This is a genomic window from Pedobacter sp. AK013 (assembly GCF_014205835.1).
Classification (GTDB): domain Bacteria; phylum Bacteroidota; class Bacteroidia; order Sphingobacteriales; family Sphingobacteriaceae; genus Pedobacter.
On record NZ_JACHCQ010000016.1, the window covers coordinates 101,519 to 114,762 of the forward strand.

Below are 13,244 nucleotides of genomic sequence, written 5' to 3' on the forward strand. Positions count from 1 at the left end.
TTTAAAATCGGGAGGCTTTTTTATTTGAAATTATAATTACTTAAAAAGTAAAATCGTCATTTGCTTTAGTGCTATGTTCTCCATTTTCAGAATATTCATAACGTTTTTCAACCACATCCTGGTGAGTTTTGATGTAATCCACAGTTTCATTTAATCCTTCTGCAAATTTTTCGAAATCTTCTTTGTATAAAAAGATTTTATGTTTTACAAACACACCGTCTTCTAATCTTTTCTTACTCTCGGTAACTGTTAAATAATAATCACCCGATCTTGTAGCCTTCACGTCGAAGAAATAAGTTCTCTTACCTGCTCTTACTTTCTTTGAAAAAACTTCTTCTCTTTCCTTGTTGTCGAATTCTCCCATGGTTGGTATTGATGTTGGTTTTTGGTTTCGGTAAATATAAAGCAAATATTTAAAGTTCAAAATACAATTTTAATACAATTTAAATAGTTCGTGTTTCCTCCTCCAAAAGTTGGTGGTTATAAAGATCGGTATAGCTGCCATTTAAACTAAGTAATTCATTGTGTGTGCCTTGTTCAATGATTTTGCCATTATCCAGTACCAAAATTTTATCTGCATTTTTAATGGTCGAAATCCTATGGGCAATTAAAATACTTGTTTTTCCGGCCATGATTTTACCGAGGTTTTGTAGTATTTCCTCCTCGGTTTTAGTATCAACCGCCGAAAGGCAATCATCGAAGATTAAAATTTTAGGCGATTTAATCAATGCCCTTGCAATAGAAACACGCTGTTTTTGTCCCCCGGAGAGGGTTATTCCCCGTTCACCCAGCATCGTTTCGAATTTTTCTTCGAAGTCTATAATATTGGTATAAACCGAGGCATTTTTTGCTGCCGCATGTACCTCTTCATCCGTAACCTTATCTAAACCAAAGGCTATATTGTTTTTTATGGTATCAGAAAATAGGAAAACCTCTTGTGGTACAAAGCTAATCTGGTTACGGTAATCTTTAAGGTTTAGTGCTTTTATATTCTTTCCATCGATGTCTATTATACCATTTTCTACATCATACATCCGCATAATCAGATTGGCCAATGTCGATTTTCCTGATCCAGTTTTTCCAATAATGGCCACAAATTCACCACTATTAATCTCAAAACTCACATCTTTTAAAGCCTCAATACCTGTGTCAGGGTAGGTAAAACTCACATTATTAAATTTGATATTTCCACTTAGCTCAATTTCTGCAGTTTCTTTCGATTGAATGTCTGACGGGATATCTAAAAACTCGTTTATCCTTTTTTGTGATGCAGCTGCTCGTTGGATTAGAGAAGTAACCCAGCCCAGCATGGTTACCGGAAAAGTTAACTGGTTGATGTAAATTATAAATTCGGCAATATTTCCTGCGGTGATGCTGCCATTCATGACCTGGATACCGCCAATGTATATGGTTAAAATGGTGCTCAGGCCAATTAATAAAAGCATGGTAGGATAAAATAAGGCCGATACTTTAACCAGGCTCATCGAATCTTTTTTGTAATCGTTACTCTGTATGGAGAACATGTTTCGCGTATAATCTTCACGAACGTATGATTTTATGATCCTGATACCCGAAAAACGCTCCTGCACAAAACTCGAAAGATCCGATAAACGTTCCTGTATCTTTCCGCTTTTCTTAAAGATCAGCGTATTTACATAATAAATAATTACCACCAGGAAAGGAAGTGGCAATAAGCAATAAATGGCCAGTTTAGCATTTACATCAAACATCGACCAGATAATAAGCACCGATAAAACAAAAGTGTTAATCGTGTACATAATCGCCGGGCCCACGTACATCCTTACGCGGTTAACATCTTCTGTAGCGCGGTTCATTAAATCGCCGGTATTATTTCTGCGGTAAAAACCTAAACTCAGCTCCTGGTAATGCTGGTAAATGTCGTTCTTCATATCAAACTCTATATGCCGCGACATTAAAATAATGGTTTGGCGCATAAAGAATAGAAACAGTCCTCGTAATAAATAGAGTGCAATAACCAGCAGCCCAAAAAATAAAAGGTTACTACTAAATATGTCGTAAATAATGGCCTGCCGATCGAAACCATAAAAGAGATTAAATATTTGAATGTTTTCGGTAATCAGATCAACGGCATAGCCAATTACCTGGGCAGGCACTACTCCAAAAATATTAGAAATTACCACAAAAATACTTCCAGGTATAATCCACCATTTGTATTTAAGAAAGTATTTGTTTAATCGGCTTAAATGTTTCATTCCATACAAACTTAGCTAATTTTGTTATTTCATAATACATATTTATCTATTATGCGCTAAGCTTTAAAAATTAGTGACACTTCTTCAAACGCCGCAGGTTTAGGAGCCCGTGAGTTTTATGGCTAATTATGGCTTAGTAATTTGGGCGTTACCCAAGCTGCGCAAGGGGCGGGCTTTTCAGGGCTCCGCTTCGCTGCGGTACCGATTAAGGATCGGTACTGAACCCTTACAATCCCTAACGCAGCGTTCTCGCGTTATCTCAAGCTTCCGAAGTTGGTCGGCACTTTGTCCTTTGAAGCTTCGGAAGTCCCTGCCACCTAAACCCGATAGGAGCGTAAAACCCGCAGGTGAGGTACGAGTCAAGGATTTGAAGCGCATAGCGGGGCTTTTGTAACCCAAACGTACCGAACCCTGCTTTTCTAAAATAATATGGCTACCTAATCGTGTTATGGTTTAGATTTACAGGCTTCGCAAACCTGCCAGGTTTAGCTCAAAAAAGAATCTCCATCGAATTAATTTCGTTATAGTTTCGTTAAATAGGTGTAATAATGGTTTTTTATTTTAATTTTGCAGCAGGTTATCCGAACGTTCAATATGCCAGCAAATTCTCCGTCAGATTTTTCAATTTTAGATCAATTAAGTGCCTATGGCCATAAAAAATTGGTTTTTTGCAACGATCCAGATACAGGTTTAAAAGCAATTATTGCTATACACGATACTACATTGGGTCCTGCTTTAGGTGGAACACGCATGTGGAGTTATAGTACAGAAGGCGAAGCATTAGAAGATGCACTGCGTTTATCGCGTGGAATGACTTACAAGGCCGCAATAACAGGATTAAATCTGGGCGGTGGAAAAGGCGTAATTATCGGCGATTCCAGGAAAGATAAAACAGAAACCTTAATGCGGAGCTACGGTAGGTTTATTAAAAACCTAAATGGCGAATTTATTACCGCAGAAGAAATGGGTACCAATACACGTGATATGGAATATATCCGTATGGAAACCAATTATGTTACCGGTGTTCCTGAGTCGATCGGCGGCGCAGGCAATCCCGCTCCTTTTACTGCTCAGGGTGTTTATTTAGGTATTAAAGCCAGTGTTAAAGAAGTATTCGGTACAGATATGCTGGCTGGAAGAACCATTGTAGTACAAGGTATCGGAAACGTTGGTGAGCATCTGGTTGCACTGTTAAGAAAAGAAAACGCCGAAGTTTTAATTAGCGATATTAACCAGGAGCAATTAACTTATGTTGCCCGGAAATATAAAGCAAAACCAATTGAGGCTGATAAAATTTTTACAACCGATGCCGATGTTTATGCCCCATGCGCAATGGGTGCTACCGTTAACAACAAAACCATTGAAAAAATGAAATTTGCAATTATTGCAGGTTCAGCAAACAATCAGTTAAAAGATGAGGTTTTAGATAGCGAGTTGCTTTTAAAGAAAGGGATTTTATTTGCACCTGATTATCTGATTAATGCTGGTGGATTAATTTCTTGCTATTCGGAGTTAACGGGTTTTGGTAAAAAACGTACAGTACAGCTTACAGAGAATATTTATGATGCTACGCGCAGCGTAATTAAGTTAAGCAAAACCGAAAATATATCAACAAATATTGCTGCCAATCGCATAGCCGAGAAACGGATTGCAGACATTAAAAAAATTAAATCGTCATATTAAATCATAATTATTAAAACAGGTTTAAAAAACCGCACTCGTTCTTACATTCATGTTAAACAGAAGGCACTTAAGAATCAAAGCTTTGCAAAATATTTTTGCTTGGCACATGGCAGACAAAAAAGACATTAAAGGTGATTTAAAAACTTTAATGCAGAGCATCGATAGCGTGTATGAAATGTACATCTGGATGTTATCTTTAATGGTAGAAGTTACCGAATTTACTGCTAACGACGCTGCAGAGCGCGCAAATAAGTTTATTAAAACAGCAGAGGATATTAATCCTAATATGAAATTGCTACACAATAAGTTTAGCGTTTTATTGCAGCAAAATCCTGAGTATGTTTCTGCAATAAAAAAATATAAGGTTGATTGGGGTTTCGATCCGGAAATCCGTAAAACCGTTTACAATTCTTTAAAAGCATCAAAAGAATATGCCGATTATCTTGCCGATCCGAACGAAAGTTTAGAATCTTCAAAAGATATCATCAAATACATTTTCCGTAAAATCATCTTAAAAAACCAGGCCATTTTACAGGTTTTCGAAGAGAAATTTATCAACTGGCAGGTAGATCATGAAGTAATGAAAGGCATGGTAGCTAAAACCCTGAAAAACTTTACATCTGAAGATCCTTTCAAAAATAAATTAACCGAGATTAGTGCCGATTGGATTGAAGACAGCAAATTTGTTCAGGATCTTTTTGTACATACTTTACAGAACGATGCAAAATACCAAGAAATGATTGCCGATAGAACCAAAAACTGGGAATCAGAACGTATTGCATTGATGGATACAATTTTAATGAAAATGGCCATTTGCGAGCTGTTAAATTTTCCATCTATTCCGGTTAAAGTAACCATCAACGAATATTTAGAGTTATCAAAAGATTACAGTACACCGAAGAGTAATTCATTTATTAACGGTATTTTAGACAAAATTTTAGGCGATCTTAAGAAAAACAACACAATTAAAAAGATTGGCCGTGGATTAATCGAAGATTAAAAATGAAAAGAACATTTATCTTGGCTATTGCTGCACTTTCATTTGTAGCATGTCGTAATGCAAATAATAAAATTAGCGAAACCGCTACAGCAGTTTCAGTGGGCAACGATACATCAAAAACAGCTAAAGTTGCTCCGGCAGATGCACCTGTTATTGTTTTCGAACGCGATATTTTCGATTTTGGTAAAATAACACAAGGCGAAAAAGTAAAGCACGATTTCAAACTTAAAAATACAGGTAAAACCCCGCTTATTGTTTCAAATGCAACCGCTACATGTGGCTGTACTGTTCCTCAGGTACCAGGCGAGCCTATTTTGCCAGGTAAAGAAGGTGTAATTAGCGTAGTTTTTAATAGCGAAGGCAAAATGGGCATGCAAGATAAAGTAGTAACCGTAACATCAAATGCAAATCCAACAGTAACCACTGTTCATTTAGTAGGAGAGGTACTTGCTAAAAAATAAATTGGTTCGATTGTTTATGGCAATAATCCATAACGATCAAAATTCACAAAAACACAAATAAATAAGAAATGACATCAACAGTAATATTACAGGCAGCAGCAGGTGGTAGTAACATGCTAACTACAATCGTACCAATGGTACTAATCATGGTAGTTTTCTACTTTTTCATGATCCGTCCACAAGTTAAAAAAGCTAAAGACCATAAAAAATTGGTTGAAGAATTAAAAAAAGGAGATAAAATCGTAACTACTGCAGGTATTCACGGTCGCATTGCCGATATGAATGAAACAACTTTTTTAATTGAAGTTGAAGGTGGTGTAAAGATCCGTTTTGATAAATCAGCAGTTTCTTTAGATGCAACCAAAGCAGTTGTAGCGCCTAAAGCCTAATAAATTAATAAAATTTAAGCGCAGTCCCGAAAACTTTCGGGACTGTTTTTGTTTTACTACATTTGATTAAATGCATTTTGGATAATATTTTTCCAGCTTACAGCTAACATTAATTTATTATGCCCTTTATTAGGTTAACGAAGATTGAAAAAAGACGCGTATTTAGCTTATTGGCCTGCTTGCTCCTGGCTATAGCTGCATGGCTTTTTATGGCATTAAACAACAAGTATATTTATGTAGCAAAAACTGTATTGGTTTTTAAAAATACCCCCACCAAAAGAGCATTTTATCCTTTACAATCAGACACGATAGATTTACAGGTAGAAGGAACAGGCTGGCAGCTACTGTTTGCCCGTTTAAGGATCAGTCCACCTTCTGTTTCTGTTAGCTTGAGTCAGCTCAATACCAAAGATTTTATCGTTTTTTCCGATCAGCTTTTTAATATCAACAGGCAATTAGAAAGTACCCAAAAAGTAATTTCTGTTAAACCCGATACCCTTTATTTCGATTTTACTAAACGCGTGGTGAAAAAAGTTCCGGTAAAATTGATTGATAAACTGAGTTTTGTAAAACAATATGGTATTTCCAGTGAAATTATCCTCAATCCCAAATATGTAAAGGTAGCTGGTCCGTTGGAAGAGCTTTCAAAAATAAAATTTTGGCCAACCGATACGCTTAAACAGGAAAAAATACAGAGCAGTAGTACAACCAGAATAGCTTTACAGCACAGTATCCATAAAAATGTAAGCATTTATCCCTCATCTGTAGAAGTTAAGCTCCCTGTTGATGAATTTACTGAAAAAACAATCGAGGTACCCTTAAAAATCACCAATAATCGAAGCTATAACAGCATCAAACTTTACCCTAAAAAAGTTAAAGTTACCTTTTTAGTAGCCTTAAGTAATTACGATCAGGTTGATGAAAGTTTTATTACCGCAACCATTGATGTTGATGAATGGCAAAATTTAGGGCATCGACAGTTTACGGTAAAAATAACCGAATTTCCAGATTATTGTAAATTGGTGGGCGTAAGCCCTTCTAAAATAGATTTCATTGTAGAAAAATAATGTATAAAGTAGGTATAACAGGAGGTATAGGCAGTGGTAAAACTACCGCTTGCAAGGTTTTTGAAGTATTGGGAATCCCTGTGTTTTATGCTGATACTGTGGCCAAGGAGATTATGTGTAAAGATGTAGTGCTTATAGCAGGGGTTAAAGCTGCTTTTGGCAATGATAGTTATTTTGAAAATGGAAAATTGAACAATAAACACATTGCTGGCATTGTTTTTAACAACGAAGAAGCGCTTGCAAAATTAAATGCATTGGTTCACCCGGCGGTTTTTAGAGCATTCGATGCCTGGGAAGAAACCATACCTGCAAATACGCCTTACACGCTTAAAGAGGCAGCGCTGCTTTTTGAAAGTGGTTCTTACAAGATGTGTGATACTACTATCCTGGTTACTGCGCCTCACGATATTAAAATGAAGCGGGTAATGTTACGTGATGGAGTAACGGCAGAGCAGGTTAAAGCACGCATGGATAAACAATTGAGCGATGAAGAAAAATCGAAAATGGCTGGCCATTTTATTGTTAATGATGAGCGACAATCAATAATAGAACAGGTTTTAGCCTTACACCAACAATTTTTAAAGGCTGCGGAAGCCCTTAAAAGCGCTAATATTTAATTATCTACTCCAATCATATCATCCTTAAATCCCTTAATCCTAATATGATTTTAGCAGATTTTATTATTATTACCCCAACGGGTTTATACTGTGTTTACGGCGATTTTTACCTCGATCCGCAACAGCCGGTTAAAGAAGCAGTAGTTTCGCATGCGCATGGCGATCATGCCATAGGTGGAAGCCAGAATGTTTACTGTACCGCTGTTACCGCAACTTTTATGAAACACCGTTACCGCAAATTTGCAGCGGTTGATTTTTTTACTAAAAGTTACCATCAATCATTCAAAATAAAAGAAGTTACCATTACTTTTTATTCTGCCGGACATATTTTAGGCTCTGCACAGGTACTAATGGAATATAAGGGCGTAAAATACCTTTATACAGGTGACTATAAGATTGAACCAGATAATACCTGCGAGCCTTTTGAATTTGTAGAAGCAGATGTATTGATTACAGAAAGTACCTTTGCTAATCCAGCAACGAAACATCCATCTCCCGTAGTTGAAATTAAAAAGCTGAACGAAACCAGTGCGAATATCATGCTGGGTTCTTACGCTTTGGGCAAAAGCCAGCGGATTATCCAATTGCTCAATGAGTATTGCCCTACAAAGAATGTTATGGTTCACCACAGTATTATGCCTTTTGTTAAAATTTATGAAGATTATGGTATAAAAGTGGGGAATTACAAAATGTACGATAGAAAGGTGATGAAAAATAATCAAGAACATCAGGTTTATATTGTTCCTCCAATGGTTTTTCACAGTTACCATAAAGCGATTAATGTGGTACGTGCCTTTGCCTCTGGATGGAAGAACCTGCAGCAACAAAATGGGATTTCACTTTATATTTCCGATCATGCCGATTGGGATGCAATTTTGGAAACCATAGAAAAAGTTAAACCAAAACAAATATGGACGCTGCACGGTGATGGTAAACAGCTTAAAGATTATTTTAAAAATAAATTAGAAGTTAAAATACTCAATTAGTAATTATAATAATTGGAGAATAGCACAAAATATCGGCTGTCCGTCATCCTGAACTTGTTTCAGGACGTTTTAATGGATAATATATGAAAGAAGGCGAAGATTTTTATTTTAACGAAGATGGGTTAATGGTTTTTACAGAATCCTACCATTTAAAGCGGGGTTATTGCTGTAAAAATAAATGTAAGCACTGTCCATGGGGTTATGGGAAGAAGAAAGAGAAGAAGTGATGCCGTTGGCAGTTTTCAGTTCGCGCTTCTCAATTTTTGACTACAAACTCATTTCTTCTCACTAAAACGAACACGATAATAAATATCACTTAGTGCTACCTCAAACCCCATCGAAACAAAATTTAGCACATCAGTAATCTTTTCATGTTCATTGTGTACCCAATTTTGCTCATCGTTGATGTAATGCGCCTCAACCCAAATAGATTCCGAATCGATCATGACGTATTCTTTTAATGATGGGATATCTTTGTACAAGTTAAATTTTTTCCCTTTGTCGTAATTTTTGGTTGATGGAGATAGAATTTCTATAATTACAGTAGGTAAAATTGAGGTATCTTCATCAACATCGCTATGCGTTAAACCATTGCAATAAATGGAAATATCTGGATAGGTAAATAAAGTATTTTCAGGAATATTCATTCGTTTATCACTTCCATAAGGCCTGCAGGGCGTGCCTTTGAGCTTGTTAGCTATTTCTCCAAAAATATTGCTAAAAATCTCATTGTGGTTATCACCAGCACCCGACATGGCAAATATCTCTCCCTGGTAGTACTCGTGTTTTACTGTCGATGGTTTTTCCATTTCCAGGTATTCTTCAACCGTATAATATCTTTTCTGGTAAGCTACAGCAGGTTCATTTACAATGTTTTCCATATACGAATTTACTAAAAATTTTCGTAAACGTTTAGTGTCCATACGGAGGGATAACTGTTTAAATCAGCTAATTACAGATGGCCAATGGAAAACTGCTGACTGAACTAGTGTCCGGCAAAGAAACCGATCAATGCTACACCAATCCCCAATAAAACGGCAATCATTTTACGGGTATTGATTTTATGATCGGCACTCGATTCGAACAATATGGTAGTAGAAATGTGTAAGAAGATACCAATTACAATGCCCATAATTTTATTGAAATAAGCATCAAGGCCTCCAATAGTGCCGTTGCTTAGACCAACACTTACGTAAAAACCAAGTGGTGCCATAATGGCAAACACAACTAGATAAAACACAATGCTGCTTTTTTTAAAATGATTCTGCATCAATATACTTGCTAATGCAAAGGCAGCAGGGATATGGTGTAATGAAATTCCAAAAATAAGTTCATTATGTTGCTCTTTTGCCAATGGCATGCCCTCTAAAAAAGCATGCAAACACAGGCTGATCATAACCCCGAAAGGAAATATATGCCCATCGTGATGTTTATGGATGTGGCCATGTTCTACACCTTCTGAAAACTGTTCTAAGAAAATTTGTAATAAGAAACCAATAAGGATAAAAATGCCAATCTGCCATTTGTCGGGCCCGCTGTAGGCATCTGGAATTAAATGTAAAACCGTAATGGCAAATAAATAGGCTCCACTGAAAGATAAAATTAATTTAAGTAATTTCGATTTATCACTTTTAACCAAAAAGATAGCGGTTCCGCCTAAAAAGGCACAAAAAAAGAGTACACAGAGTTTCCAGATTTCCATAAGTTAAAAATCAGGTTGTAATTTTTTAAATATTATCGAACAGATAATGCCTATTGTTATGCCTAATAAGGCGCCAACGGTTACATCAACAGGGTAATGAACGCCAACATATACTTGTGCAAAGCTGATAATAAATGCCCAAAAGAGTCCAATAGGTAAAATAGGTTTCCACCTGCTGTAAAAAATGCAGATTAAAAAAACAGCTATAGCAAAATGATTGGTAGCATGCGCCGAAGGAAAACTTAAGCCGCTTCCACAGGGTACACGGTGAATAATATCATTCGCTAAACTTAAATCATTACAAGGCCTTACACGCGATACTAAAGGCTTTACAACCCTCGAGGCGATTAAATCGCCCATAGCAAAGGTGAACAGCACCATGCCGATAATGTAGTAGCCCTGCTTTTTATATTGTTTGATGCAAAAGATAACAATAAACAGATAAAGTGGCGACCAAAAGAACCGGTTACGCATTAAAGGCATCAGCCAATCAAAAAAACTGTTTGAAAGCCCGCGATGGATTTTCAAAAACAATTCAACGTCAAATTGCTGTATGCTTTCTATCATGCTTTTTTACAGATTAAAATTAACCGGTCTGAGCTGTTTTCATCAAAATCAGCTAAACCATAGCTGCCAAAAGTTTTTTCAATCACCATTCCGGCTTTGGTAAGCATACGCTGAAAATCTTTAAAACTAAATGCCTGAACCCTTTCTTCGAAATGATATACCTTTTGTTTGTCTTCGAAATTTATCTTTTTAATAATTTTCCCATCAATAACATTTTTGGTGATGTGAAAAGTTATTCCATCAAGTGATTTCGTTTCACAGGAATTTAAATTACGGATAATCTTTTCGGTGTTAAAATAATCAAGCACCAAAATACCATCGGCGGTTAAGCATTTGCGAAAAGTTTTAAGCGCATTTACGTGGTCTTTTTCTGTATCAAAATAGCCAAAACTGGTAAATAGGTTTAAAGCTACATCAAAATAATTGATGTAAAACAATCTCCGCATGTCGTGAACAAGGAAGTGTAGTTTACTGTTTTCGAATTGTTTTGCATACTTTATGCTTTGTTCTGATAAATCTATTCCTGTAACATCAAAGCCTTTTTTATTCAGGTAAATAGAATGCCGGCCTTTTCCACAGGCAATATCGAGCATTTTAGCATCAGCTTTAGGATTTAAAAAATGCGTGAGTTTATCAATGAAAAACTCGGCTTCAGCATCATTTCGTTGTTGATAAAGAATATGATAATATGGCGAATTGAACCAATATTGAAACCACTTGCGCTGCATATAAAAGCCGTTTGTATCTTAAAAGGATGCAAATATAAGGTTTTACAATCGCTAGTAAAGTTAGAATTCGTTTTTATGCAATAAAGTTGCAAGAATATTATGAATTGATTTTTTATCGCATTGCAAATGAACCTGTAATTCATCACTATTGCTTTTGTCTGTCATCCGTATTAAAAGCCTGGAAATATTAGCAAAAAAATCAGTTGAACATTTCAATTAAACATACGTTTGTTTTTGGCGCTTTGCCCAATTCTATAAAATTGATCGTATAAAAACAATGTAAATTAACGTGCACAGGCAGGTCGAAATAACGGCTATCTTGTTTTTTTTCTTATTTTTGAGCCTCAAATAAATTATATAAAGTGACTTTAATAAAATCGATTTCAGGAATACGAGGAACCATTGGTGGAAGAGCTGGAGACGGCTTAACCCCATTTGATATTGTGAAATTTACAGCTGCTTTCGGTAGCTGGGTGGTACAAAAAACAGGCAATAAAAGAATAGTTTTAGGCCGTGATGCCCGTATTTCGGGTGAGATGGTGAATAACCTGGTTATCGGAACACTACAAGGCCTGGGTATTGAGGTAATCGATTTAGGGTTATCTACTACGCCAACTGTAGAAGTAGCCGTACCTGACGAAAAAGCGGGAGGCGGGATTATTTTAACCGCAAGCCATAACCCAAAACAATGGAATGCCCTAAAATTATTAAATGCCAGCGGAGAATTTATTAGCGATGCTGACGGAAAAGAAGTTTTAGATTTAGCAGAAAGTGCTGATTTTGATTTTGCTGATGTAGATAAACTAGGTAAAGTAATTAAAAACGATACTTACCTTCAAAAGCATATCGATAAAGTTTTAGCATTACCATTGGTTGATGTTGAGGCAATTAAAAAGGCTGATTTTAAAATAGTAATCGATTGCGTAAATTCAACAGGCGGTATTTTTATACCTGCCTTATTAAAAGCTTTGGGGGTGAACAAGGTGGTAGAATTATATTGTACACCAGACGGACATTTTCCACATAACCCGGAACCACTTCCTGAAAATCTAACTGAAATATCGAAAGAAGTTCAGAAACAACATGCCGACTTAGGTATTGTAGTAGACCCTGATGTTGACCGTTTATGTTTTGTAAATGAAGATGGTAGCATGTTTGGTGAAGAGTATACTTTGGTAGCAGTAGCCGATTACGTATTGAAAAATACACCAGGAAATACAGTTTCAAACCTTTCATCAACACGCGCTTTACGCGATGTAACTGAAAATGCAGGCTCCGACTACAATGCATCGGCAGTAGGAGAGGTTAATGTGGTAAACAAAATGAAAGCTACCAATGCCATTATTGGTGGTGAAGGAAACGGCGGTATTATCTATCCTGAATCACATTATGGAAGAGATGCCTTAGTTGGTATTGCCTTATTTTTAACGCATTTAGCTAAATTTGGCAAATCAATCTCGGTATTACGGGCTAGTTACCCTCAATACCACATCTCTAAAAACAAAATTACCCTTACGCCAGAAATGGATATCGATAATTTGCTAAAACAGGTAGAAGAAAAATATAAAAATCAACCTTACAGTACAATTGATGGTTTGAAGATAGAATTTGATAAAACTTGGGTACATTTGCGCCGTTCTAATACTGAGCCGATCATTAGGATTTACAGTGAGGCAGAAAATGAAACCATCGCTGAGAATTTGGCGAACAAAATTATTTCTGACATTAAAGAAATATTACACCTTTAATCCCTAAAGGATTTCAGGATTAAGCATAACACGTTCGGGGTTTAATAAAACGTTAAACCCCG

General features: G+C 36.3%; 15 protein-coding genes. 9 read left to right on the top strand and 6 right to left on the bottom strand.

Annotated features, from left to right (window positions below):
- Positions 1-40: 40 nt before the first annotated feature.
- Both HDC90_RS12545 and HDC90_RS12550 read right to left on the bottom strand, forming a co-directional pair.
- Positions 41-364: a DUF3276 family protein gene (locus HDC90_RS12545; protein ID WP_108200124.1), complete on the bottom strand. Its 324-nt coding sequence runs from the start codon at positions 362-364 to the stop codon at positions 41-43.
- A 79-nt stretch (positions 365-443) separates the two neighbouring features.
- Positions 444-2,234: an ABC transporter ATP-binding protein gene (locus HDC90_RS12550; RefSeq protein ID WP_184466838.1), complete on the bottom strand. Its 1,791-nt coding sequence runs from the start codon at positions 2,232-2,234 to the stop codon at positions 444-446.
- A gap of 594 nt (positions 2,235-2,828) precedes the next feature.
- Here HDC90_RS12550 and HDC90_RS12555 point away from each other — a divergent pair.
- From HDC90_RS12555 to HDC90_RS12590, 8 genes are all read left to right on the top strand, one after another.
- Positions 2,829-3,917 carry a Glu/Leu/Phe/Val dehydrogenase gene (locus HDC90_RS12555; RefSeq protein WP_184466840.1) on the top strand — a complete coding sequence of 363 codons (1,089 nt, stop codon included), beginning with the start codon at positions 2,829-2,831 and terminating at the stop codon, positions 3,915-3,917.
- 49 nt (positions 3,918-3,966) lie between these two features.
- Positions 3,967-4,917, top strand: a complete 951-nt coding sequence (nusB, locus tag HDC90_RS12560; protein ID WP_184466842.1) for a transcription antitermination factor NusB — start codon at positions 3,967-3,969, stop codon at positions 4,915-4,917.
- Between the two features lie 2 nt (positions 4,918-4,919).
- Positions 4,920-5,378, top strand: a complete 459-nt coding sequence (locus tag HDC90_RS12565) for a DUF1573 domain-containing protein (RefSeq protein ID WP_184466843.1) — start codon at positions 4,920-4,922, stop codon at positions 5,376-5,378.
- Between the two features lie 68 nt (positions 5,379-5,446).
- Positions 5,447-5,767, top strand: coding sequence for a preprotein translocase subunit YajC (yajC, locus tag HDC90_RS12570; protein WP_184466845.1), 321 nt, complete (start codon positions 5,447-5,449; stop codon positions 5,765-5,767).
- Positions 5,768-5,886: 119 nt separating this feature from the next.
- Positions 5,887-6,834 (top strand): YbbR-like domain-containing protein, encoded by a 948-nt coding sequence (locus HDC90_RS12575; RefSeq protein WP_255497625.1) that lies wholly within the window; start codon positions 5,887-5,889, stop codon positions 6,832-6,834.
- On the top strand, positions 6,834-7,451 hold the full coding sequence (coaE, locus tag HDC90_RS12580; protein ID WP_184466847.1) for a dephospho-CoA kinase: 618 nt from the start codon (positions 6,834-6,836) through the stop codon (positions 7,449-7,451). Before HDC90_RS12575 ends, coaE begins: the two co-directional genes overlap by 1 nt.
- A gap of 44 nt (positions 7,452-7,495) precedes the next feature.
- Entirely contained in the window at positions 7,496-8,437 is a 942-nt protein-coding gene (locus HDC90_RS12585; RefSeq protein WP_184466849.1) for an exonuclease, read from the top strand.
- A gap of 83 nt (positions 8,438-8,520) precedes the next feature.
- Positions 8,521-8,664, top strand: coding sequence for a DUF5522 domain-containing protein (locus HDC90_RS12590; protein ID WP_167295111.1), 144 nt, complete (start codon positions 8,521-8,523; stop codon positions 8,662-8,664).
- A gap of 48 nt (positions 8,665-8,712) precedes the next feature.
- Here HDC90_RS12590 and HDC90_RS12595 read toward each other — a convergent pair whose 3' ends face one another.
- From HDC90_RS12595 to HDC90_RS12610, 4 genes are all read right to left on the bottom strand, one after another.
- Positions 8,713-9,318 carry a Uma2 family endonuclease gene (locus HDC90_RS12595; RefSeq protein WP_184466851.1) on the bottom strand — a complete coding sequence of 202 codons (606 nt, stop codon included), beginning with the start codon at positions 9,316-9,318 and terminating at the stop codon, positions 8,713-8,715.
- A gap of 104 nt (positions 9,319-9,422) precedes the next feature.
- A complete protein-coding gene (locus HDC90_RS12600) occupies positions 9,423-10,139 on the bottom strand; it encodes a ZIP family metal transporter (RefSeq protein WP_184466852.1) in 717 nt (238 codons plus the stop codon).
- A gap of 3 nt (positions 10,140-10,142) precedes the next feature.
- The gene (locus HDC90_RS12605) at positions 10,143-10,706 is read right to left on the bottom strand and encodes a phosphatase PAP2 family protein (protein WP_184466853.1); all 564 of its coding nucleotides are present in this window, start codon (positions 10,704-10,706) and stop codon (positions 10,143-10,145) included.
- The gene (locus tag HDC90_RS12610; RefSeq protein WP_184466854.1) at positions 10,703-11,434 is read right to left on the bottom strand and encodes a bifunctional 2-polyprenyl-6-hydroxyphenol methylase/3-demethylubiquinol 3-O-methyltransferase UbiG; all 732 of its coding nucleotides are present in this window, start codon (positions 11,432-11,434) and stop codon (positions 10,703-10,705) included. The genes HDC90_RS12605 and HDC90_RS12610 overlap by 4 nt, the downstream gene beginning before the upstream one ends.
- Before the next feature lie 362 nt (positions 11,435-11,796).
- Between HDC90_RS12610 and glmM the strand changes: the two genes are divergently transcribed.
- The gene (gene glmM / locus HDC90_RS12615) at positions 11,797-13,182 is read left to right on the top strand and encodes a phosphoglucosamine mutase (RefSeq protein ID WP_184466855.1); all 1,386 of its coding nucleotides are present in this window, start codon (positions 11,797-11,799) and stop codon (positions 13,180-13,182) included.
- Positions 13,183-13,244: the final 62 nt, after the last annotated feature.